This window comes from Streptomyces rubradiris (assembly GCF_016860525.1).
GTDB classification, from domain to species: Bacteria; Actinomycetota; Actinomycetes; order Streptomycetales; family Streptomycetaceae; genus Streptomyces; species Streptomyces rubradiris.
Genome location: NZ_BNEA01000015.1, coordinates 451,179 through 473,737 on the forward strand (window position 1 = coordinate 451,179; position 22,559 = coordinate 473,737).

Annotated in this window: 17 protein-coding genes; 8 read left to right on the forward strand and 9 right to left on the reverse strand. The window is 75.0% G+C overall.

Annotated elements, in window-relative coordinates:
* Positions 1-19 precede the first annotated feature (19 nt).
* On the forward strand, positions 20-748 hold the full coding sequence (locus Srubr_RS15445; RefSeq protein ID WP_189988837.1) for a lipoprotein: 729 nt from the start codon (positions 20-22) through the stop codon (positions 746-748).
* Between the two features lie 20 nt (positions 749-768).
* Here Srubr_RS15445 and Srubr_RS15450 read toward each other — a convergent pair whose 3' ends face one another.
* Positions 769-1,401, reverse strand: coding sequence for a GNAT family N-acetyltransferase (locus Srubr_RS15450; protein WP_189988840.1), 633 nt, complete (start codon positions 1,399-1,401; stop codon positions 769-771).
* A 295-nt stretch (positions 1,402-1,696) separates the two neighbouring features.
* Between Srubr_RS15450 and Srubr_RS15455 the strand changes: the two genes are divergently transcribed.
* The 5 genes from Srubr_RS15455 to Srubr_RS15475 all read left to right on the forward strand — a co-directional run bounded on the left by Srubr_RS15455 (position 1,697) and on the right by Srubr_RS15475 (position 10,961).
* Positions 1,697-3,061, forward strand: a complete 1,365-nt coding sequence (locus Srubr_RS15455; protein ID WP_189988842.1) for an FAD-dependent oxidoreductase — start codon at positions 1,697-1,699, stop codon at positions 3,059-3,061.
* Between the two features lie 531 nt (positions 3,062-3,592).
* Positions 3,593-4,813, forward strand: coding sequence for a hypothetical protein (locus Srubr_RS15460; protein ID WP_189988844.1), 1,221 nt, complete (start codon positions 3,593-3,595; stop codon positions 4,811-4,813).
* Between the two features lie 31 nt (positions 4,814-4,844).
* Positions 4,845-5,120, forward strand: coding sequence for a DUF1232 domain-containing protein (locus Srubr_RS15465; protein ID WP_189988846.1), 276 nt, complete (start codon positions 4,845-4,847; stop codon positions 5,118-5,120).
* Between the two features lie 153 nt (positions 5,121-5,273).
* Positions 5,274-7,829 (forward strand): PP2C family protein-serine/threonine phosphatase, encoded by a 2,556-nt coding sequence (locus Srubr_RS15470; RefSeq protein ID WP_189988848.1) that lies wholly within the window; start codon positions 5,274-5,276, stop codon positions 7,827-7,829.
* Positions 7,830-8,225: 396 nt separating this feature from the next.
* Positions 8,226-10,961, forward strand: a complete 2,736-nt coding sequence (locus tag Srubr_RS15475; protein WP_189988850.1) for a SpoIIE family protein phosphatase — start codon at positions 8,226-8,228, stop codon at positions 10,959-10,961.
* Between the two features lie 97 nt (positions 10,962-11,058).
* Here the strand turns inward: Srubr_RS15475 and Srubr_RS15480 are convergent, their stop codons facing one another.
* Positions 11,059-11,295, reverse strand: coding sequence for a hypothetical protein (locus Srubr_RS15480; RefSeq protein WP_189988852.1), 237 nt, complete (start codon positions 11,293-11,295; stop codon positions 11,059-11,061).
* Positions 11,296-11,398: 103 nt separating this feature from the next.
* Complete coding sequence (locus Srubr_RS15485; protein ID WP_189988854.1) at positions 11,399-13,240, reverse strand: glycoside hydrolase family 15 protein; 1,842 nt, start codon at positions 13,238-13,240, stop codon at positions 11,399-11,401.
* Positions 13,241-13,527: 287 nt separating this feature from the next.
* Between Srubr_RS15485 and Srubr_RS15490 the strand changes: the two genes are divergently transcribed.
* The gene (locus Srubr_RS15490; protein WP_189988856.1) at positions 13,528-13,734 is read left to right on the forward strand and encodes a hypothetical protein; all 207 of its coding nucleotides are present in this window, start codon (positions 13,528-13,530) and stop codon (positions 13,732-13,734) included.
* 202 nt (positions 13,735-13,936) lie between these two features.
* Here Srubr_RS15490 and Srubr_RS15495 read toward each other — a convergent pair whose 3' ends face one another.
* The 6 genes from Srubr_RS15495 to Srubr_RS15520 all read right to left on the reverse strand — a co-directional run bounded on the left by Srubr_RS15495 (position 13,937) and on the right by Srubr_RS15520 (position 21,640).
* Positions 13,937-14,413, reverse strand: a complete 477-nt coding sequence (locus Srubr_RS15495) for a DUF5709 domain-containing protein (protein WP_189753750.1) — start codon at positions 14,411-14,413, stop codon at positions 13,937-13,939.
* A 350-nt stretch (positions 14,414-14,763) separates the two neighbouring features.
* On the reverse strand, positions 14,764-15,639 hold the full coding sequence (gene prcB / locus Srubr_RS15500) for a proteasome subunit beta (protein ID WP_189988858.1): 876 nt from the start codon (positions 15,637-15,639) through the stop codon (positions 14,764-14,766).
* Positions 15,640-15,710: 71 nt separating this feature from the next.
* Complete coding sequence (locus Srubr_RS15505) at positions 15,711-16,658, reverse strand: lysylphosphatidylglycerol synthase domain-containing protein (protein WP_189988860.1); 948 nt, start codon at positions 16,656-16,658, stop codon at positions 15,711-15,713.
* On the reverse strand, positions 16,655-18,100 hold the full coding sequence (locus tag Srubr_RS15510) for a hypothetical protein (protein WP_189989767.1): 1,446 nt from the start codon (positions 18,098-18,100) through the stop codon (positions 16,655-16,657). Before Srubr_RS15510 ends, Srubr_RS15505 begins: the two co-directional genes overlap by 4 nt.
* A gap of 439 nt (positions 18,101-18,539) precedes the next feature.
* A complete protein-coding gene (locus Srubr_RS15515) occupies positions 18,540-20,903 on the reverse strand; it encodes a glycoside hydrolase family 65 protein (protein ID WP_189988863.1) in 2,364 nt (787 codons plus the stop codon).
* Positions 20,900-21,640: an HAD family hydrolase gene (locus Srubr_RS15520; protein ID WP_189988864.1), complete on the reverse strand. Its 741-nt coding sequence runs from the start codon at positions 21,638-21,640 to the stop codon at positions 20,900-20,902. The genes Srubr_RS15515 and Srubr_RS15520 overlap by 4 nt, the downstream gene beginning before the upstream one ends.
* Before the next feature lie 85 nt (positions 21,641-21,725).
* Between Srubr_RS15520 and Srubr_RS15525 the strand changes: the two genes are divergently transcribed.
* Positions 21,726-22,424, forward strand: coding sequence for a nucleoside/nucleotide kinase family protein (locus tag Srubr_RS15525; RefSeq protein ID WP_229926378.1), 699 nt, complete (start codon positions 21,726-21,728; stop codon positions 22,422-22,424).
* Positions 22,425-22,559 lie beyond the last annotated feature (135 nt).

Consider the following 22,559-nt stretch of genomic DNA (forward strand, 5'->3'; position numbering starts at 1 on the left):
AATCGAACGGGAGACGACAGTGCGGGTCAGGGTGGGGACGGTCGGCGGTCGTGTGGCCGTCGCGGCGGCGTTCGCGGTGCTGCTCGGCGGCTGCGCGGGAACGGCGGACGACGACGGGAAGACATCCGCGAGCGCGTCGGTGGACGCGTCGGCGGATGCCAAGGGGGCGGCGGCCGAGGACACCGGGGAGAAGGCCACGGCGGCGGCCCGTGGCGGCACCCTCGGCCCGGCCGGTTCGGCCTGTGAACTGCCCGTCAGCTTCGGCGTGGCCAAGGACTGGGAGCCCAAGTCCATCGACGCCGAGAAGGAGTCGGCCCAGCTCTCGAAGGGCGGCGAGGACGGCGACCTGGCCGGGGAACTGGCCGCGGCCATGCTCCGGCAGGGGCCGGTCACCGCGGCCTGCGAGATAGACGCCAAGCCGGCCGGCAACATCGGCTTCCTGCGCGTATGGAAGGGCAAGCCCGGCGACGCCGACGCGGGCGGCGTGCTGCGCGCGTTCGTCGCCGCCCAGAAGGGCGCGGGCAAGGCGCAGTACCACTCCTTCAAGACCGGCGGTGGTGTCCCGGCCGTGGAGGTCGAGTACGTGTCGGCCGACAAGATCCTGGAGGAGACCAAGAAGGAGTGCGCCTTCGCGGTCGGTACGCCCGACGGCCCGGTCGTCCTGCACCTCGGCGGCATGGACACCCGCGAACACGAGGAGATGCTGCCCGCGTACGAGCTCGCCAAGAGCACGCTCGCGCTCTCCTGAGGGCCGCCGCCGGGCCCCGCTCAGTCCCTGGCCGTGCTCCGGCCCAGGTAGGTGAGGGGCCCGGCGTCCGCTACAGGGATCGGGTGGAAGCCGACCCGGTCGTAGAACGCGCGGGCGGCGGTGTTGGCGGTGACCATGCCCAGGTGGACCGCCCGGACGCCCTGTCCGCGCAGGGCGTCCAGGAAGGTGTGCAGCAACCGTCGGCCGTGTCCTAGCCGCTGCCAGCGCGGCAGCAGGTCGATGTGCAGGTGGGCGGGGTAGTCGGCGAGTTCGGGCAGCAGCATCCGCTCCGGGTGGTGCAGCAGCCGGACGATCTCCTCGGTGGGCGTGCTCGGCGGCCCGGCGGGTTCGGGGTAGCGGCCGGCCAGCCGGGGTATCCAGACGCGCCGGAAGTCCGCGACGAAGCGCTCGGTGTCCGCGGTGCCGAGGATGTATCCCACGGCTCGGCCCGTGCCGTCGTCCAGTACGAAGGCGAGGTCCGGGTCGAAGTGACAGTACGGCTCGGCGAAGAGCGACGGCATCAGGCCCGGGTCGGGGTAGACCGCCCGGGAGTCGCCGCCGAGGTGCGCGGTGCGGACGCAGACGTCGGCGACCGCGTCCCGGTCGGCAGGGCGGTAGGGCCGGATCAGGGGGGCCGGGTCGAGGGAGGACATGACCTCATACTGATCTTTTGGGAGCGCTCCCACAAGTGATCGGACCGAGCCTGTCGTACAGTCCGGTGACCCGATCCGGGCCACGGGCCCCACCGGTGAGGCGGCGATGCGCCGGACCGGCCCGCCGGCCCGACCGGTCGGCCCCGCACGGGCGCCGGACGCACATAAGGAAGCCCTGGACAAGTCATAAGGGCGGCTTATGAGGTCATAGAGCAGACCCCCGTACCAGGTAAGGTCTGCCTTAGTTTAGGCTTCCTGATCAAGTCGCCCGTTCACGTTCGAAGGGAACCTGATCATGCCGCGCCCCCTGCGGGTAGCCATCGTCGGAGCCGGCCCCGCCGGGATCTACGCCGCCGACGCCCTGCTCAAATCCGAGGTGGCCGCCGACCCCGGTGTGTCCATCGACCTCTTCGAGCGGATGCCCGCCCCGTTCGGCCTGATCCGGTACGGCGTCGCGCCCGACCACCCGCGCATCAAGGGCATCATCACCGCCCTGCACCAGGTGCTCGACAAGCCGCAGATCCGTCTCTTCGGCAACGTCGACTACCCGGCGGACCTCAACCTGGACGACCTCCGCGCCTTCTACGACGCGGTGATCTTCTCCACCGGCGCGATGGCCGACCGCGCGCTGTCCATACCCGGTATCGACCTGGACGGCTCCTACGGCGCCGCCGACTTCGTGTCCTGGTACGACGGCCACCCGGACGTGCCGCGCACCTGGCCGCTCCAGGCGGAGAAGGTCGCCGTCCTCGGCGTCGGCAACGTGGCCCTGGACGTGGCCCGCATCCTGGCCAAGACCGCCGACGAGCTGCTGCCGACCGAGATCCCGCCGAACGTCTACGACGGCCTGAAGGCCAACAAGGCGGTGGAGATCCACGTCTTCGGCCGCCGTGGCCCGGCGCAGGCGAAGTTCAGCCCGATGGAGCTGCGGGAGCTGGACCACTCGCCGAACATCGAGGTCATCGTCGACCCCGAGGACATCGACTACGACGAGGGCTCGATCGAGACCCGGCGCGGCAACAAGCAGGCCGACATGGTCGCCAAGACGCTGGAGAACTGGGCGATCCGGGACATCGGCGACCGCCCGCACAAGCTCTACCTGCACTTCTTCGAGTCCCCGGCGGAGATCCTCGGCGAGGACGGCAAGGTCGTCGGCCTGCGCACCGAGCGCACCGCCCTGGACGGCACCGGCAACGTCAAGGGCACCGGCGCCTTCAAGGACTGGGACGTCACGGCGGTCTACCGCGCGGTCGGCTACCTCTCCGAGAAGCTGCCCAAGCTGCCCTGGGACGAGGACTCCGGGACCGTGCCGGACGAGGGCGGCCGGGTCATCGAGGACGGCGGCACCCACCTTCAGTCCACGTACGTCACCGGCTGGATCCGGCGCGGCCCGGTCGGCCTCATCGGCCACACCAAGGGTGACGCCAACGAGACCGTGGCCAACCTGCTGGACGACTTCGCGAACGGCAGGCTGCACACCCCGTCCGCGCCCGAGCCGGAGGCCGTGGACGCCTTCCTCGCCGAGCGGAACGTCCGCTTCACCACCTGGGACGGCTGGTACAAGCTGGACGCCGCCGAGCGCGCCCTGGGCGAGCCGCAGGGCCGCGAGCGGGTGAAGATCGTGGAGCGGGAGGACATGCTGCGGGAGAGCGGGGCGTAACGTCCCGGCCTCGCCGGGAAGGCGGCGGGGCCGGCGCGGGGGCGTTCGATACCGAGCAGCCCGCTCGCGGCGGCCCCGGGTGCCCGGCCGGCGGCGGACAAGGCCACGGCCCCGCGGTGCCCGGTCAGGCGACGCACGAGATCGCGGCCCCGGGTGACCCGTCAGACGACGGACAACGTCACGGCCCCGGATGACCGGTCAGGCGACGCACGAGGCCGCGGCCCCGGGTGACCCGTCAGGCGATGGGCAACGTCGTGGCCCCGGGTGACCGGTCAGGTGACGGACGAGATCGCGACCACGGGTGCCCGGTCAGGTGACGGACGAGATCGCGACCACGGGTGACCGGTCAGGCGGCTGACGAGGTCGTGGCCGGGTGTCCGGGCGTACGCCGTCCCCGCGCGGGCCTGCGGTCGCGTGCCGGTGCGCCGGGCGTACCCCCGGGCGACGCGCGGGGTTCGGCCCCCGCGCCCGTGCCGCGCCGCCGAGCGGTGATACTGGGAGGCGCACCCGCCCCCATCAGCAGATTGGCTCATGTCGAACTCCGCCACCGACCACGCCACCGTCCCGCAGACCCTCTGGGCGGTGCGGGGCCGCCACACCGGTCCCGCCCCCGAGGACGTCGTCCGCCGCACCCTGCGCCGGCACAAGGAGAGCGGGGACATCGACGACTTCGCCGAACCGCCCGCGGCCGGGGACACCGGCCGGCGGGTCTTCGAGGCCCGCTGGCGGGCCGGCGGCGCGGTGACCGTGCGGGCCCGGCTGTCCCTCCTGCCGCCACGGGGCCGGCCGCAGGGACAGGAGTGGCGGCTGGTCGCGGAGGCGGAGCGGCCGTGGGACGACACCTGGCCCTCCCCCGCGACCCTGTTCTGGCCCGACGGCGGCTCCGCCGACGACGTGGGCTCCTGGGATCACCACCCCTCGGTCCCCGGCCTGCGCTTCCGGCACGTCAACCCGCTGCCCGAGGACGACAAGGAGATGCGCCGCCGGCTGCGGGACGCGGCCCGGGAGGCATGGTGTGTCCATGTCGTCGTGCACGAGGCGATGACGCCGGACGAGCGGGGCCGGCTGCCGCTGGCGGCACTGCTCCCGCCCGGTCTGCGGCACCGCGTGATCGAGCACCGGGCCACACCGCAGCAATTCCGCGGGGTCAACTGGGCGCTGAAGGACCTGGGCGTCGAGGTGCCGCGCGGCGGCGCCGTCCTGCTGCCGCCGGACCCGGCGCCGAAGGACTACGACGGCCGGGAACACAGCGTGCGCAACGTCTTCCTGGACGGCTCGGAGCCGGCCGAACTCGTCGCCGCGCTACGGCACTTCGTCGCCCAGCCGCGCCCCCTGTCCCAGGACGCCGCCGACGCGCTGACGGACCTGCGAGAGAACTGGACCCTGATGACCCTCCAGGAGCAGTTGGAGCGCGAGCGGCGGTTGGTCGCGATGTACGCCGACGCGCTGGAGGCCATGACGAAGTCCCGGGACCTGTACAAGCAGGCCGCCGAGCAGGCGCTGGAGGCCTTGGCCGCCTACCGGGACATGCCCCCGCCCGCCCTGCCGCAGCAGCGGCCCGGCTCCCGGCCACCGGGTGCCCTGCACCAGCTGACGCGGACGTTCGAGCGGCTCAAACTGCCCGTGTGGGGACGCCAGCAGCCGGAACCCGCCCAGGACGCCCCGTCCGGCGCGGCCGGCGACACCGGCGCACCGACCGACACCGCCGCACCGACGGACACGGCGGCGCCGGGGGACGGGAAGCCGTCCTGACCCTCCCGGACGGCCAGGACAAGGAGCCCTGATGGACACGACCACCACCCTGCTGCTGATCGCGGCCTGCGTGGCGGCGGCGCTGCTCGCCGCCGCCGTGGCCCTGCTGGTGCGGCTGGTGCGGACCCGGCGCACGCTGCGCCGGGCGGGGCTGCCCACGGGCCCGCGCTGGGTGTTCTGGGGCGCGGTCGCCTATCTGCTGCTGCCCACCGACCTGCTGCCCGACCCGGTGTACCTGGACGACATCGGCGTCCTGCTCCTCGCCCTGCGCAGCCTGCCGCTGCCGCGCCGGACGCCCGAGGGCTGACGGCCTCCGTCGGCCGGCCTCCGGCGACACCGAAGGGCGACACCGAAGGGCGATACCGGAGAACGTACGGAGCCGCCCAGGTGCGTCCCCCGCCCCTCGTGGCGCATTCTTGCTGTGTCATCCAGCGCGGGCACACGGGACGAGGTGGGGCCGATGGCTGGGAGCGGCGAGCGGGCGGGGCCTACGCGGGACCGGCTGACCGCGCTGCTGGCCGACGCCTCGGCGGCCGTCCTCGGCACGGCCGGCGGCCGGGCGACGGGCGTGTACCTGCGGTCGGGCACCCCGGACGTGCTGCGTCTGGCGGTGCTGGCGGGACTGCCCGGCCCGCTGTTCCGGCCCTGGTGGCGGCTGCACGCCGACCATCCCTTCCCGGTCGCCGACGCCTACCGGCTGGGCGGCCCGGTGGTCCTGCCGAACGCCACGGAGACCATGCGCCGGTACCCGCAGTTCGCCGCCGGTCTGCCCTTCCCGTTCGGGTCGGCGTATGTGCCGGTGCCGGGCGCGACGCGGCCGCTCGGGGTGCTGACGGTGTTGTGCCCGGCGTTGACGGACACCGGGGACGAACTCCTCGACCAGGGGCTGCTGGTGCGGCTGGCCGAGGGCCTGGGCGCCGAGCTGCTCGGCCTGGCCGGCGGGGACGAGGGCGCGGTCCGCTGGGACGAGGCGCCGCTGTGCGTACGGCCGCCCCCGGCCCGGACCGCGCGGCCCGCCGTGGGGCGCTTCACCTGGGATCCGGCGACCTCGCTGGTCCGCGCGGACGACCGGCTGCACGCCCTGCTCGGCCGGGACGCGGGCGCGTTCGCGGGGACGGCCGACGCGCTCGCCGACGCCCTGGCGCCGGCCGAAGCGCACCGGGTCCTGGCCGCGCTGCGCGACACCGCGGCCGGGAGACCGCCGGGCGCGCCGCTGAGCCTGCGGGCCGGGGACGGCACACCGCGGCTGCTGGACCTGTGGCCGGCGGACGCCCCCGGCGCCGGGCCCGCCGTCACCGGGGTGGTGATCCACGCCGGTGAGGCCGCCTGCGCCGAGAGCGCGGCGGACCCGCTGCCGCAGGGCGTGCTCTGCCTGGACCGGCTGGGGCTGATCGTGTACGCCAACCCGGCGGCGGCCCGGATGGTGGGCCGGTGCCGGGAGTGGCTGCTCGGGCGTGCGCTGTGGGACGCGCTGCCCTGGCTGTCCGGGCCGCCGTACGACGACCACCTGCGCGGCGCCCTGCTCGCGCCGGAGCCCGTGTGTTTCCACGCGCGGCGGCCGGCCGGCGACGACCGGGGCGGACCCGGCGACGGTGACTGGCTGGCCGTGTCGGTGCATCCGGGGGCGGACCTGCTGACCTGCACGCTCGTCCCGGCCAGCCGCATGGACCCGGCGGCCGGCCCGGTGCCCCGGGCGCACCCGGACGAGGGGGCGGAGCCGGACGGCCGCTCGATGGCACCGCTGTACCGGCCGATCGCGCTGGCCATCGCGCTGACCGACGCGGTGACCGCCCGGCAGGTGTCGGCGGTGGTCGTGCGGGAGCTGCTGCCCGCGTTCGGCGGCCGGCGGCTGGCCATCTACCTGCTCCAGGAACGGCGGCTCCACCTGGCCTGGGAAACCGGGTTCCCGCGGGGGTTCCTCGACCCGTTCGAGGGCGTCGGCCTGGACGCGCGGATCCCGGGGGTGGAGACCCTGACCACCGGCAGGCCGCTGTTCTTCGAGTCCATGGCGCAGCTCGGGGCGGCCTATCCCGGGCTCGCCCTCGACGCGGCCGTGGGGGCGCGCGCCTTCCTGCCGCTGATCGCCTCGGGACGGCCGGTGGGTTCCTGCATCCTCGGTTTCGACCGGCCGCGCGGGTTCAGCGCGCAGGAGCGTACGGTGCTCACCGCGCTCGCCGGGCTGATCGCGCACGCCATGGAGCGGGCCCGCCGCTACGACAGCGAGGCGGCCCTCGCCCGCGGGCTCCAGGAGGCGCTGCTGCCGCGCCGGCTGTCGGCGCACCCCGAGGTGGAGACCGCGGGCCGCTATCTGCCGGGGACGCAGGGCATGGACGTGGGCGGGGACTGGTACGACGTGGTGGAGTCCGGGGACGGACTGGCGCTGGTCATCGGCGATGTGCAGGGGCACGGGGTGCAGGCGGCGGCCACCATGGGCCAGTTGCGCAGCGCCGTGCGGGCGTTCGCGCTGGGCGACCGGCCGCCGGACGAGGTGCTCAGCGGCACCAATCACCTGCTGATCGGCCTGGACCCGGGCCAGTTCGCCAGTTGCTGCTGTCTGCGGCTGGACCCCGCCACCGGCTTGACCCGGATCGCCCGGGCGGGTCATCTGCCGCCGCTGCTGCGCTGCCCGGACGGCCGGACCCGGGTGCTGGACGTTCCGGGCGGTGTCGTCCTCGGGGTGGATCCGCACGCCCGGTACCCGGTGACGGAGCTGGTGCTGGTGCCGGACGCGATCCTGGCCCTGTACACCGACGGTCTGGTGGAGCGGCCCGGCGCCGACATCGACGAGGGCATCGCGGAGCTGCGGCTGGCGCTGGCCAAGGCCGGTGCGGCCGTGCGCCGGCGTGGCGGGACGGGCGCGCGTTCCCTGGCCGCGGTCGCCGACCGGCTCACCGACGCCGCCCGGCTCGCCGCCGACCGCCCGGACGACGTGGCCCTCCTGCTGGCCGCCCGCCACCCGCCGCCCCCGGCCCCGGGACGCCACGGCCGCCGCGCGGCACCCGCCCACGGCCCGTGAGCCCGTTCTGGCCACGGACCCGGCCCTCCCGTAGGGCCCGGGAACCGGCCGGACCCACCGCCATGCCCCCCGGGCGTCCGGTACGACCCGAGAGCCGGTCACCGCCATGCACCCGGCCTCCGATACGCCCCACGAGCCGGCCGGCCGCCGCCATGCCCGGCCACCCGGGAACGCCCCCGGAACCGGCCGGTCCCCCGCCATGGCCCAATCCTCCGGTACGGCCCGTGAGCCGGCCGGGTCGCCCCCCTGTCCCCCAGCCCCCGTACGGGGCCGCTTCCGGAACATCCCGTACGGCCCGTGGCCGCTCCCGGTGCCGGTCGGGTGCCCTCCGGTCGGCCGTCGGCGCCTCGGGTGACGCTCTCGCCTCACGGCGCCGGGCAGTGTAGACATGGGCACATGGTGCGACTGCCCGGCCGGTCCGCTCCCCGGCCGCCCCGAACGTCAGGGCACCCGCGCGCACCGCACAGCCCGCGCCGGGCACGCGGACCGGGCGGCAGCCGGTCCGGGGTGCTCCGGTCGGCGGTGACCGGGCGCAGCGTGGCCGGCCAGGTGTTCCTCCTGCAAGTGGCGATCGTGCTGCTCCTGGTCGTCTCCGCGGTGGTGGCCCAGGTGCTCCAGGTACGGCACGACACCGATGTGGAGGCCGGGAACCGCTCCCTGGCCGTGGCGCAGACCTTCGCCAACGCGCCGGGCACGGCCGAGGCCCTGCGCTCCCCCGATCCCACGGCCGTGCTGCAGCCGCGCGCGGAGGCCGCCCGCATCGCGACCGGCGTGGACTTCGTCGTGGTGATGAACACCCAGGGCGTCCGCTACACCCACCCCAAGACCGACCGCATCGGCAAGAAGTTCGTCGGCACGATCGCCCCGGCCCTGGCCGGCCGCACGGTCACCGAACACATCACCGGCACCATCGGCCCGCTGGTGCAGGTCGTGGTGCCGGTGCGGGACCCGGCGGGCGAGGTGGTGGGGCTGGTGTCCGCCGGGATCACCACCGCGCACGTGGGCGGCACCGCCGACCAGCAGTTGCCGCTGCTGCTCGCGGCGGCCGCCGCCGCGCTGGCGCTGGCCACCGCGGGCACGGCCCTGGTCAGCAGGCGGCTGCTGCGCCAGACGCACGGCCTGGGGCCGTACGAGATGACCCGGATGTACGAGCACCACGACGCGGTGCTGCACGCGGTCCGCGAGGGTGTCCTGATCGTCGGCGGCGACGGCCGGCTGCTGCTCGCCAACGACGAGGCCCACCGGCTGCTGGACCTGCCCGCGGACGCCGAGGGGCGGCACGTGCTGGAGCTGGGGCTGGACGACGAGACGGCGGGCCTGCTGGCCTCGGGACGGATCGCCACGGACGAGGTGCACCTGGTCAAGGACCGCCTGCTGGCGATCAACCAGCGGCCCACCGACCTGCGCGGCGGTCCGGCCGGCAGCGTCACCACGCTGCGCGACTCCACCGAGCTGCGCGCCCTGTCGGGCCGGGCCGAGGTGGCCCGGGAGCGGCTGGACATGCTCTACGACGCCGGGGTCGGCATCGGTACCAGCCTGGACGTGGCCCGCACCGCCGAGGAACTGGCCGGGCTGGCGGTGCCCCGGTTCGCGGACTTCGCCACCGTGGACCTGTTCGACGCGGTGCTGAGCGGGGAGGAGCCCCGCCCGGGCACGGCGCTGCGCCGCACGGCCCGCGCGGGGGTGCGCGAGGACTCCCCGCTGTATCCGGCCGGCGCGAGGATCCGGTTCGTGCCCACCTCGCCGCAGGCCCGGGCGCTGACCACCGGGCAGTCGGTGGTGGTGGAGCGGCTGCGCGAGGCGCCCGGCTGGCGGGCGCAGGATCTGGAGCGCACCGACCAGGTGCTGGACTACGGCATCCACTCGCTGATCACCGTGCCGCTGCGGGCGGGCAGCCTGGTGCTGGGCCTGGTGAGCTTCTGGCGGGCGGAGAAGCCGCAGCCGTTCGACGCCGAGGAGGTGTCCCTGGCGGAGGAACTGGTGACGCGGGCGGCGGTGTCCATCGACAACGCCCGCCGGTACACCCGCGAGCACGGCATGGCCGTCACCCTCCAGCGCAGTCTGCTGCCGCGCTCCCTGCCGGAGCAGGGCGCCCTGGAGGTCGCCTACCGCTATCTGCCGGCCCAGGCGGGGGTCGGCGGCGACTGGTTCGACGTGCTGCCGCTGTCGGGGGCCCGGGTGGCGCTCGTGGTCGGGGACGTGGTGGGGCACGGGCTGCACGCGGCGGCGACGATGGGGCGGCTGCGCACGGCCGTGCACAACTTCTCGGCGCTCGACCTGCCGCCGGACGAGCTGCTCGGTCTGCTGGACGAGCTGGTGGGGCGGCTCGACCAGGACGAGACCGGGGCGGCGGGCGGGGCCGTGGTGACGGGCGCGACCTGTCTGTACGCGATCTACGATCCGGTGTCCCGGCGGTGCACCGTGGCCCGGGCCGGCCATCCGCCGCCCGCGCTGGTGCGACCGGACGGCACGGTGGAGTTCCCGGACGTGCCCGCGGGGCCTCCGCTGGGCCTGGGCGGGCTGCCGTTCGAGACGGCGGAGCTGGAGCTGGCGGAGGGCAGCCGGCTGGTGCTGTACACCGACGGTCTGGTGGAGGACCGGGAACGGGACATCGACGAGGGGCTCGCCCTGCTGGGCGAGGCCCTGCGGCGGACGCCGGGCGCCTCGCCGGAGGAGACGTGCCGGGCGGTGCTGGACCGGCTGCCGGCCCGGCCGAGCGACGACGTGGCGCTGATCGTGGCCCGCACCCGGGTGCTGGGCGGTGACCGGGTCGCGCAGTGGCAGGTGCCGTCCGATCCGGCGGCGGTGGCCAAGGTGCGGTCCTCGGTGACGCGGCGGCTGGCCGACTGGGGTCTGGAGGAGCTCGCGTTCACCACGGAGCTGATCCTGAGCGAGCTGGTCACCAACGCCATCCGCTACGGGCGCGGCCCGATCGGGGTACGGCTGCTGCGGGACCGCACGCTGATCTGCGAGGTCTCCGACCGCAGCACCACCTCACCGCACCTGCGGTACGCGGCGAGCACCGACGAGGGCGGCCGGGGCCTGTTCCTGGTGGCCCAGCTCGCCGGACGCTGGGGCACCCGCTACACCCCCCACGGCAAGGTCATCTGGGCGGAACAGCCGCTGCCGTGAGCACGGCCGCGGCCGACGGTCGGACGGCCTGGCGGGTGCGCGAGGCGCGGCCGCCGGGCCGTCCCAGGGTGCCGTCCGCCCTGAGCGGGAGCGGCGGTCAGCCGCCGTTGAGGCGGGAGCGGAGCAGCTGCTTGCCCAGTTCCGCGCCCTTGCGGCTGTCGGCCTGGGCCTTGCGGAACAGTTCCACGACTTCGTTGTCCCCGTCCCGCTCGGCGTCCTGGACGTACTGCTCCAGCCGCAGGGCGTTGCTCAGGCACGCCTCGACGTACCAGATGAGGTTGTAGTCCTTGTCGCGGGTGCCGGTGACGCCGCCGGTCTCGCTGGTGCTGGTCATCCGGTCTCCTCCTTCTGTCGAGACTTGGGTCGATTCCGCTGTGGGAGACCCCGGGTACCCGTGCGACCTGCGGACACACCGGCCGATCGGGGCGGGGGCCGGCTCAGCCGAGGGCGCGGTCCAGGTTGAAGGCGGCGCTGATCAGGGACAGGTGGGTGAACGCCTGGGGGAAGTTGCCCTGCTGCTCGCCGGTGCGGCCGATCTCCTCGGCGTACAGGCCGAGGTGGTTGGCGTAGGTGAGCATCTTCTCGAAGGCCAGCCGTGCCTCGTCGAGCCGGCCGGCCCGCACCAGCGCCTCGACGTACCAGAACGAGCAGATGGAGAAGGTGCCCTCGTCGCCGCGGAGGCCGTCGGGGCTGACCTTCGGATCGTAGCGGTAGACGAGGGAGTCGGAGACGAGATCTGCGGTGAGGGCGTCCAGGGTGGACAGCCACTTGGGGTCGGTGGGGGCGATGAACTTGGCGAGGGGCATCATCAGCACCGAGGCGTCGAGGACGTCGGCGCCCTCGTACTGGACGAACGCGCCCCGCCGGTCCGACCAGCCGCGGTCCATGATCCGCCGGTAAATGGCGTCCCGGGCCTGGCGCCAGCGGCGGTGGTCGGCGGGCAGCCCGCGGTGGTTGGCCAGCCGGATGGCACGCTCGATGGCGACCCAGCACATCAGCCGGGAGTACAGGAAGTTCTTGCGTCCGCCGCGGGTCTCCCAGACGCCCTCGTCGGGCTGGTCCCAGTGGTCGCACAGCCAGTCGACCAGGTGGCACAGGTCGTCCCACTGCCCGCTGGAGATGGGCTGGGCCCACTTGTCGTAGAGGTAGACCGAGTCGATCAGCGCCCCGTAGATGTCCAGCTGGAGCTGGTCGGCGGCGGCGTTGCCGACCCGGACCGGTGCGGAGCCGAGGTGTCCCTCCAGGTGGGGCAGCTCGCGTTCGGGCAGGTCGGCGCGGCCGTCGATGCCGTACATGATCTGCAGCGGCCCCGAGGCGGCGCCGTCGCCGGGGCTGATGTGCGTGGTCAGGAACTTCATGAAGGCCTCGGCCTCGCCGCTGAAGCCGAGCCTGAGCAGCGCGTAGACGGCGAACGCGGCGTCGCGGACCCACACGTAGCGGTAGTCCCAGTTGCGCTCGCCGCCGAGCTGTTCGGGCAGGCTGGTGGTGGGCGCGGCGACGATGGCTCCGGTGGGGGCGTAGGTGAGCAGCTTCAGGGTGAGGGCCGAGCGGTGCACCATCTCGCGCCAGCGGCCCCGGTAGCGGGACTGGTGCAGCCACCGGCGCCAGTAGGCGACGGTGGCGTTGAACTCGTGCTCCGCCTCGGCGTGGGCGCAGGCGCGGGGCGGCACCCGCGCGCCGAGCTGGTCGAGGGCGAACACCGCCGTCTCGCCCTCGGTCAGCTTGAACTCGGCCCGCGCGTCCCGGCCGTCGGTCTCCACGGCGACGGTCGAGGTGAGCGCCAGGGACAGGACCGGGGACTCGAAGAAGACCATGCCGTCGGCGGTGCGCAGGGCGTGCGGGGCGGCGCCGTAGTCGAAGCGCGGCGCGATCAGGGCCCGGAAGGGGACGGTGCCGCGGACGCACACCACGCGCCGGATCAGCCGGTGCCGGCTCACCTCCAGCGACTCCTCGCAGCCGACGGGCATGAAGTCCTGCACCTCCCCGACGCCCTCGTCGGTGAAGAAGCGGGTGATCAGCACGTTGGTGTCGGGGAAGTAGAACTGTTTGGTGCGCGCGGGGACGGCGGCGGCCAGCTCGTAGCGTCCGCCGCGCTCGGCGTCGAGGATGGCCGCGAAGACGCTCGGGGAGTCGAACGAGGGGCAGCAGTACCAGTCGATCGTGCCGTCGGTGCCGACCAGGGCCACGCTGCGCAGGTCGCCGATGAGGCCGTGGTCGGCGATGCGCAGGTAGCGGGGGCGGGGGCTGGGGGCGTCCTCGGCGAACGGCGTCGCGGCCATCGGCGGCCTCCCGGTGAGCGGTGCGGGTGTTCTGTCCGCTTGCGGATGCCGGCCGGCTGCGGGCGTTCGCTCCGTTCGCGGGTGTCTCCCGGACGCGGGGCGTCTTCCCGCCCACGGGATGTTTTCCAGCTTAGGAGGGAGTGGTTCGCCGTGGCGCGGGAACGCGCTCGGCACCCGCCCCCGGCGCCTTCCGGATGCAGGGTGCGCCGGGGCGGGCAATGGTGAGAGGGTGCCCCGTTCGGAGGCACCGGCACGGATGCGCTCATCCGGACCGAGGAGGAGGCAACATGTCGGCATCCACACCCGAAGAGTCCCGCGCGTCGGACGACGTCCGCACCCCGGACGCCCTGCTCCACTCCGCGCCCGCGGGGAACATCAGCCCCGAGGACCTGGTGATGGCGGCGGGCCGGGACGTCACGCCCAAGACCCTCGACTGGGCGCGCCGCAAGCTGGAGTCGGAAGGCCCTGCGGCCATCGAGAAGCTGCTGCCCTAGGGCGGTCCGGGGACCGACGCGACAGGACGGGAGGAACAGGCCGGCGGGCCGGGCGCGAGGGGCGCCCGGCCCGCGCTGTGGTGCTGTGAAGGGCATGCGGCGGGCGGCGCGCCACCGGCAGCCGGTGGCACAGGCCGGCGCCGGATGCCGGGACAGTGCCGGGCCCGTCCGGGACGGCCGGCGCGGAGCGCGCCCGGCGGGTTCAGGGTTCCTCTTCCACCACGTGGACCGCGGCCTCCTCGGCGCCCGCCGCTCCCCCGTCGATGCCGACGTCCCGGGCCACCTCCTCCTTGGTGGTGTCGGTGTGGCTGCCCTCGTCGGGGGCGACCAGGCGGCCCGCGCGGGCGGTGCCGGCCTCGGGGTCCAGTGGTTCGCCCTCGCCGCCGGGCAGGTCGCCGATCTCGTCGCCGGGCGGCGCCGAGACGTCCGGGACCTCCTGACCGAGCCGTTCGTCCAGGGTCTCCCCCTCGTGCTGCTCGGCGGCGGTGGTGCCGTGCTTGGTGACGCCCAGCGGACGCTCGGGCGGGGAGTAGCCCTCGTCGAGCATGTCGTCGTAGGTGCGTTCGCCGACCGCGTCCTGCAGGTCCAGCGGTCCGGCGTCCTCCTGTTCCTCGTTGCCGCCGGTCGGCTGGTAGGTGTCGTCCGCCATGGGGGTCTGCTCGGACTGCTGGTCGCTCATGGTCGCCTCCTGAGGGTTCACGGACCGTCCTGGTCCGCGTTTCCCCCGGTCGGCGCCTTAATCCCCCGGCCGTGAGCGCGGCAGCGGCCGACGTCGCCGTCCCTGATCCGCTCCTGCCGCGTCGGGAGCCGCGGACGCGGTGCCGGGTCCGGCGGGTGGGCCCGGACCGAGCGGGGAGGGGGCGGAGCGGGATCAGGGACGGCCGTCGGGGAGGACCTTTCCCCCGGTACTGCACCCGCCCCACCCTTATGCCATTTCCCGGCACCTGCAACCCCTGTGCAGTAAAGACCCCGGCATGCCTGTCCCATGGGCAGGGAAAGCCGCCCCGGGCCGGCGGTACCGCCCCGCACTCAGTCCGGTGTTGTGGCGTGCGGCCCGTCGGCGTGCGGCCCGTCGGGGCGGGCGGAGCGCTGCCGGACCATGTCGCGGGCGAGTTCCTCCGTCTGCGGCGCGGGCAGCCGTTCGTAGCCGTCCTCGGTGATGACCGAGACGACGGGGAAGATGCGGCGGTGCAGGTCGGGGCCGCCGGTGGCCGAGTCGTCGTCCGCCGCGTCGTAGAGGGCCTGGAGCGCGGCGAGCGCGGCCTCGCGGCGGGTCAGGCCCGGCCGGTACAGCTTCTTCAGGGCGCCCCGGGCGTACGGGGAGCCGCTGCCCTCGGCGTGGAAGTGCTGTTTCTCGTACAGCCCGCCGGCCGGGTCGAAGGCGAAGATCCGGCCGCGCCCGCCGCCGGGCGCGGTGAGGTCGTAGCCGACCAGCAGCGGGACGACGGCGAGCCCCCGCATGGCCTGGGCGAGGTTCTGCCGGATCATGGCCGCGAGGCGGGTGGCCTTGGCGCCGAGGGTCATCGGGACGCCCTCGACCTTCTCGAAGTGGGTCAGCTCGACCTGGTAGAGCCGCACCATGTCCAGGGCGAGGCCGACGGTGCCGGCGAACGCGACGGCCGTGTGGTCGTCGGCCGGATGGACCTTCTCCAGGTCGCGCTGGGCGATGAGGTTGGCCATGGTGGCGCGCCGGTCGCCGGCGATCAGCACGCCGTCGCGGTAGGTCAGCGCGAGCACGGTGGTGCCGTGCGGGAACCGGCCGGGCGCCGCCTGGACGCCGGCCGGCAGGGCGGGCGCGGTGGGCAGCAGCCCGGGGCGGTGGGCGGCCAGGAACTCGGTGAACGACGAGGTCCCCGGCGTGAAGAAGGCCTCGTCCGGCAGGCCCGTGCGGTGGTTCCCGGGCATGGCTCCCCCTCCTGTCGTATGGCATGTACCCGACTCCTACCTGCGGGGGGCGCGCGGGAAACTCCCGGCGGTCACAGCGCCTTGCGCCGCACCAGCACCCCGAGCACCAGCAGGCCGGGCAGCAGCGGCAGCCAGACGGTCAGCAGCCGGTAGCCGAGCACGGCGGACGCGGCGCCCGCGCCGGGGGTGCCGGCGGCGCCGAGGGCGAGGGCCAGCGCGGCGTCCAGCGAGCCCAGCCCGCCCGGGGTGGGCAGCAGGGCGGCGGCGCTGCTCGCGGCGAGGTACAGCAACGCCACCTGGAGCGGGGCGAGCGGCAGTCCGACGGCCCGGGTGACGGCGACGAGGACCAGGGCGTGCAGCGCGGCGAAGGCCAGCGAGCCGCCCCACAGGGCGGCCGCGCGGGCCGGGCGGGCGTGCAGCGCCCGGATGTCGGCCAGCACGGCGGCGAGCGCCCGCCGGCACCGCGACCACCAGGGCGTGACGAGCAGCAGGACGAGCAGCAGGGCCAGTCCGCAGGCGGCGGCGACGGCCACCGGGGGCACCCGCGGCAGGCGCAGCAGCCCGGGGCAGGCCGGGGCGAGCAGCGCGATCAGCGCCAGGCGGACGGCGGCGCTCGTGGCGGTCTTGACGGCGAGCGCGCCGGCCGCGCGCCCGGCGGGCAGTCCGCAGCGCATCAGGAAGCGCAGGTTCACCGCGCCCGCGCCGATCCCCGCGGGCAGCAGGTGGTTGGCGGCGGAGGCGGCGAACTGGGCGGCGAGCAGCCGGGGTCCGGGCAGCCGCCCCATGACGGCGCCCTGCTGGGCGAGCGCGGAGGCCGCCCAGGTGCCCGCGGCCGCGACCGCGCCGGTCAGCAGCCAGCCGTGGTCGGCGACCGCCAGCCGTCCGGCCCCGCTCTCCACCGCGGGCCAGTGCCGACGGACCACGTACAGCGCGCCGCACAGCACGGCGAGGCAGCCGGCCGCGTGCCAATAGGCGCGCCGGCGGCCGAGGGAAGCGGTGAGACCGGCCGGCGAGGTCATGAGCCGGCGCCCGGGACGACGTAGTACAGCCGGACCGTGCCGACGGCCGTGGACGTCCAGCCGCGGGCGTAACCGGGCGGCGCGGCTCCGGCCGGCACGAGCGCGGCGACCGGCATCCGCCGGGCGGTCCGGGTGATGGCGTCCGGCGTGGTGTTGGCGTTGGGCCCGGTGGTCGCGGCCGAGGCGCAGCCGGCGGCGTACGCGACCGGGATGGCCTCGTGGCCGGTGAGCAGGCAGGGCGGGCGGACGCCATGGCCACGCAGAGCCGCCACGGTACGGGCCCATGCCTCGCGCGCGCGGACGGTGTTGTCCGTCGTCCGCACGGCCACGGCGAGCTGCGCCGCGAGGTGCGCGGCGAGCCCGGCGCACACCAGCGCCCGGACCGGCGCGCGCCGGGCGGACAGCAGGCGGGCGAGGGCGTCGGCGAGCGGCACGGCCAGCAGGGCGTAGGCGGGCAGCAGGAAGCGTGGCGCCGCGTAGCCGATCAGGAACAGGTAGGGGAAGGCGGCCGTCGCGGCGCAGCCGAGCGGGAGCAGGGTGGCCGCCGGACGCCGGGCACGGAGGGCGACGAGCACGGCGAGCGCGGCGAGCGGGAGCAGGGCGAACCACCACAGGGTGAGCAGGGGGTGCGGCAGGGCGCCGGTGCACGGCCGGCACAGCGTCCGGCCACCCAGAGCTCGCAGTTGGTCCACGACGGCGAGGTGCCAGCCGAGGCCGCCCTGGATCGCCGAGCCGTCGGACAGCCGGCGGGCCAGGCCGCCGTAGCTCGTGTACGCCTCGGCGACCCACTCGGCGGCGCCGGCCGCGAGTCCCGCCGAAAGGGCGAGCAGGGCCCGCCACCGACGGCGCGCCAGGCCCGCGGCGACCAGGGGCAGGACCGCCCATACCGCGTCCACCGGCCGCATCCACGCCATCAGCGCCGCGCCGCCCGCCAGCCCCCACAGGGCCGTGCGGCCGGTGCGGGCGCGCAGGAAGCAGCCGACGGCGGCCAGGGCGCCGAGGGCGACCCAGAGGTTGGGCATGGCCTGGGGACCGTAGAAGAGGGTCACCCACAGGGAGCCGAACAGGCCGCCGGCCAGGGCGAGGACGCGGACGGGGAACAGGCCGCGCCAGGCCCGCAGGGCCCAGTACAGGGCGCAGCCGGACAGCAGGGCGAGGTAGAGCCGCAGCAGCGCGGTGGACGACGACCAGGCCGCGACAGGGGCGACCAGCAGCGAGACGCCCCGCGCGCGGGGCGCGCTGAAGAAGGCGGCGGGGGCGTGGCGGCCGACCTGGCTGACGTACACCGTCTCGTCCCAGCCGAGCCCCATGCCGGGCGGTACGAGGAGGAGTTGGGCCACGGTGAAGGCCGCGGCGACGGCGGCGAGCGGCCAGGTGGTACGCGTGGGGGCGGAGCGCGCGCGGCTCGCCGTGCCGAGTGTCGCGTGCGCGCTGCCGGCCATGACCACCCCTTGTATCCCCATAGGTCGTAGGGTCCACTGTCCCGCGCCGCCCCTCGACTGCCGGGAGGCGAGCGGCGGGAACACGGCCGGACCGGCCCGGATCACCCGGCCGTGCCCGGCGGGCAGGGCCATCCGGCCGACGGCCCTGCCTTCCGTCCTGCCTTCCGTATGGTGGCGGGCAGGGTCGGCGCGGGGTCCCGTGGCCGTCGGCGGCGCGGCGCGGGGGGCCTGGAGCGCGCGCTACTCGCCGTTCCGGGCCGCCGACCGTCCGCTGACCCCGGCGGAGATCCGGCAGTCGATCGGCGGCGGGTTCGCGTACGACACGGTGCCCACGGGGCGGGCCGGCCGCGACTGGCTCAAGGGGCGCGGGGAACTGCGCGACCGGCCACGCACGTCTCCACCCGGCGCACGACCCGCACCCCCTACGGCGCTCCGCGATTCACCGCCCCCCGCCCGCGTTCGGTGCCCGGTGCCGCGGCTGGGTGGGGGTGGGCCGGTGTACCACCGGTGGTACGGGGCGGACCGCCGGCTCGTCGGTGTTGACCGTCAACGGCTCGCCGTGGTGACGGAGCGTCAGGGGCTCGCCGTCCAGCAGCGCGTACGTCACCTTGTCCGCGCCGATGTCCACGCGCAGTCGGCGTCCGCGGAAGGCGACGTGGAAGGCGAGGCGGCGCAGCCGTTCGGGCAGGCGGGGCGCGAACCGCAGCCGGTCGCCGTCGCGGCGCATGCCGCCGAACCCGGCGACCAGCGCCATCCAGGTGCCGGCGAGCGAGGCGATGTGCAGCCCGTCCCGGGTGTTGTGCTCCAGGTCCGCGAGGTCCATCAGCGCGGCCTCGGCGGTGTAGGCGTAGGCGAGGTCCAGATGGCCGGTCTGGGCGGCGACGACGGCCTGGCAGCAGGCGGACAGGGAGGAGTCGCGGACGGTCAGCGGCTCGTAGTAGGCGAAGTTCCGGGCGATCTGCTCCTCGTCGTACTCCTGCTCGAACCAGTCACCGCAGGTGTACATGGCCAGCACCAGGTCGGCCTGTTTGACGACCTGTTTGCGGTAGAGGTCGAAGTAGGGGAAGTGCAGCAGCAGCGGGTACTGGTCGGGGCGGGTGGCGTCGAAGTCCCAGCGCTGGTAGCGGGTGAACCCGGCGTGCTGTTCGTGGACGCCGAGTTCGTCGTTGTAGGGGATGTGCATGGCGTCGGCGGCGTCCCGCCAGGCCGCGCTCTCCTCCTCGTCCACGCCGAGGTGCCGGGCCCGGTCGGGGTGGCGCTCGGCGGCCTCGGCGGCGGCGCGCAGGTTCTGCCGGGCCATCAGGTTGGTGTACGTGTTGTCGTCGGCGACCGCGCTGTACTCGTCGGGGCCGGTGACGCCGTCGAGGTGGAAGACGCCGTGGGTGTCGTGGTGGCCGAGCGACCGCCACAGCCGGGCGGTCTCCACCAGCAGCTCCAGGCCGGTCTCCCGTTCGAAGTCGGTGTCGCCGGTGGCCTCGACGTACCGGGTGGCGGCGTCGGCTATGCCGGCGTTGACGTGGAAGGCGGCGGTGCCGGCCGGCCAGTAGGCGGAGCCCTCCGGCCCGGCGATGGTCCGCCAGGGGAACGCGGCCCCGGCGAGCCCGAGCTGGACCGCCCGTTCGCGGGCCTCGTCCAGGGTGCTGTACCGCCAGCGCAGCGCCTCGGCGACGGCCTGTGGGGCGGTGTGGGTGAGCACGGGCAGCACGAACATCTCGGTGTCCCAGAAGGCGTGCCCGTCGTAGCCGGAGCCGGTCAGTCCCTTCGCCGGTATCGCCCGCCGCTCGGCGCGGGCCCCGGCCTGGAGCACGTGGAACAGCGCGAACCGGACGGCCTGCTGGATCTCCTCGTCGCCCTCCACCTCCACGTCGGCACCGGCCCAGAAGTCGTCCAGGCAGGCCCGCTGGCCGTCGAGCAGGCCCTGCCAGCCGTCGTGCGCCGCGGCGGCGAGCGCGGCGTCGACCTGGTCGGCCATCGCGGGCAGCGACCGGGCGCCGGACCAGCCGTGCGCGACCAGCTTCTCCACCCGGAGCGTCTGTCCCGGCTCCAGCACGGAGGTGACGGTCAGCCGGGCCACGTCGATGCCGCTCTCGCTGCGGGTGGTGGTGCGTTCGGGGCCGGTGACGACGTGGTCGGCGGCCACGGCGACCCTGAGGCCGCTGCGCCGGGTGCGGTGCACCAGCCGCAGCCGGTTGCCGGAGGCGAAGTCGTCCTCCTGCTCCAGCGGTGACTTCAGGGCGCGGGCCGCGCGCGGGTCGCCGTCGGGCTCGGGCAGGCTCTCGTTGGCGACCAGTTCGGACTGGATCACCACCCGGCTGCGGTCGCCGACGGCCTCCACCTCGTAGGCGACGGCGGCCACCGCCCGCTGGGCGAGCGACACCAGCCGGGTGGAGCGCACCCGGACCGTGGAGCCGGCCGGGGAGGTCCATTCGCAGGTGCGCTCCAGCACGCCCCGGCGCAGGTCCAGGACGCGTTCGTGGGCGACGAGCCGGCCGTAGCGCAGGTCGAACGGCTCGTCGTCCACCAGCAGCCGGATGATCTTGCCGTTGGTGACGTTGATGACGGTCTGTCCGGACTCCGGGTAGCCGTAGCCGGCCTCCGCGTACGGCAGCGGGTGTACCTCGTGGACGCCGTTGAGGTAGCTGCCGGGCAGGCCGTGCGGCTCGCCCTCGTCGAGGTTGCCGCGCCAGCCGACGTGCCCGTTGGACAGCGCGAAGACCGACTCGCTCTGGGCGAGCACGCCGAGATCGAGGGCGGTCTCCCGGACGGTCCAGGGTTCGACGGCGTACGACCGGTCGGTGATCACCGCTTGCCTCCCAGTTCGGCCAGGTCCTTGACGACGATGTCGGCGCCGTGCGCGTACAGCGCGTCGGTCTGCCCCACCCGGTCCACGCCGACCACATGGCCGAAGCCGCCGGCGCGGCCCGCGTCCATGCCGGCCAGCGCGTCCTCGAACACGGCCGCGTGGGACGCCTCGACGCCCAGGTCCCGGGCCGCGGCGAGGAAGGTGTCGGGGCGGGGCTTGCCCGGCAGATGCCGCTCGGCCGCCACCACGCCGTCGATCCGTACGTCGAAGAAGTGCTCGGCGCCCACCGAGCGCAGCACGTCCCGGCAGTTGGCGCTGGAGGAGACGATCGCGGTGCGCAGGCCCGCGGCGCGCACGGCCTCCAGATAGCGCAGGGTGCCCTCGTACGCCTCGACGCCGCCGGTGCGGATCTTCTCCAGCAGCAGCTCGTTCTTGCGGTTGCCGAGGCCGTGCACGGTGGCGGCGTCGGGCGGGTCGCCGGGCTCGCCCTCGGGCAGGTGGATGCCGCGCGAGGCGAGGAAGGCGCGGACGCCGTCGGCGCGGGGGCGGCCGTCCACGTACTCGTCGTAGTCGGCGTGGGCGTCGAACGGCCGCCCCCGCTCGCCGTCGTAGCCGCGCAGGAACGCGTCGAACGTCTCCTTCCAGGCCGCCGCGTGCACGACGGCCGTCCTGGTGACGACCCCGTCGAGGTCGAAGAGGCAGGCCTGGATGGTGTCGGGCAGACCGAGCTGAGTCATACCGAGGACTGTTCCCCGTCCGGGGCACTCCAGTGGGTGGCGCACACCACATGTGCTCCCCGCGGGTGGTGACACACTTTCCGGTGTGCCTGTGACCACCGACCGCGTACCGCGGACCTTCGACGACCTCCTCGCCCGTGCCCGCGCGCTGCCCCGGGACGGTCGGCGCGCCCTGCTCGGCATCGCGGGCAGCCCCGGCGCGGGCAAGACGACCCTCGCCGAGCGGCTGGTGGACGCCCTGAACGGTGACGGGCCGCGGTGGGCCGCGCAGGTACCGATGGACGGGTTCCACCTCGCCGACGCCGAACTGGACCGGCTGGGCCGCCGGGACCGCAAGGGCGCCCCGGACACCTTCGACGCGGGCGGGTACGCGGCGCTGCTGCGGCGGCTGCGCGAGGAGAGCGGCGAAGTGGTGTACGCACCGGGGTTCGAGCGGGTGCTGGAGCAGCCGCTGGCGGGCGCGATCCCGGTGCCGCCCGAGGTCCGCCTGGTCGTGACCGAGGGCAACTACCTGCTGCTGACCGAGGGTTCGTGGGCGCGGGTGCGGCCGTGCCTGGACGAGGTGTGGTTCTGCGAGATCGACGAGGCGGAGCGGATCCGCCGACTGGTCGCCCGGCACGAGGAGTTCGGCAAGGAGCACGCGGCGGCGGTGGCCTGGGTGCGGGGCCCGGACCAGCGCAACGCCGACCTGGTCGCGTCGACCCGGGAACGGGCGGACCTGCTGGTACCGGCCACCGCGTGTTCCGGCAGACGAACTGCGCCGCCCGGCCTCCATGAGATCTGAGGCCGGCTGAAGCCCAGGCCGCCTGAACAGCGACGACCGTACCGACTGATGCCGGACACCCCACCGGACCCCTGTTTCACTGGGCGCCCCTCATACCGGGCGAAGCGGAGAAGCCGGAGGGCATGCGGGGGTCAT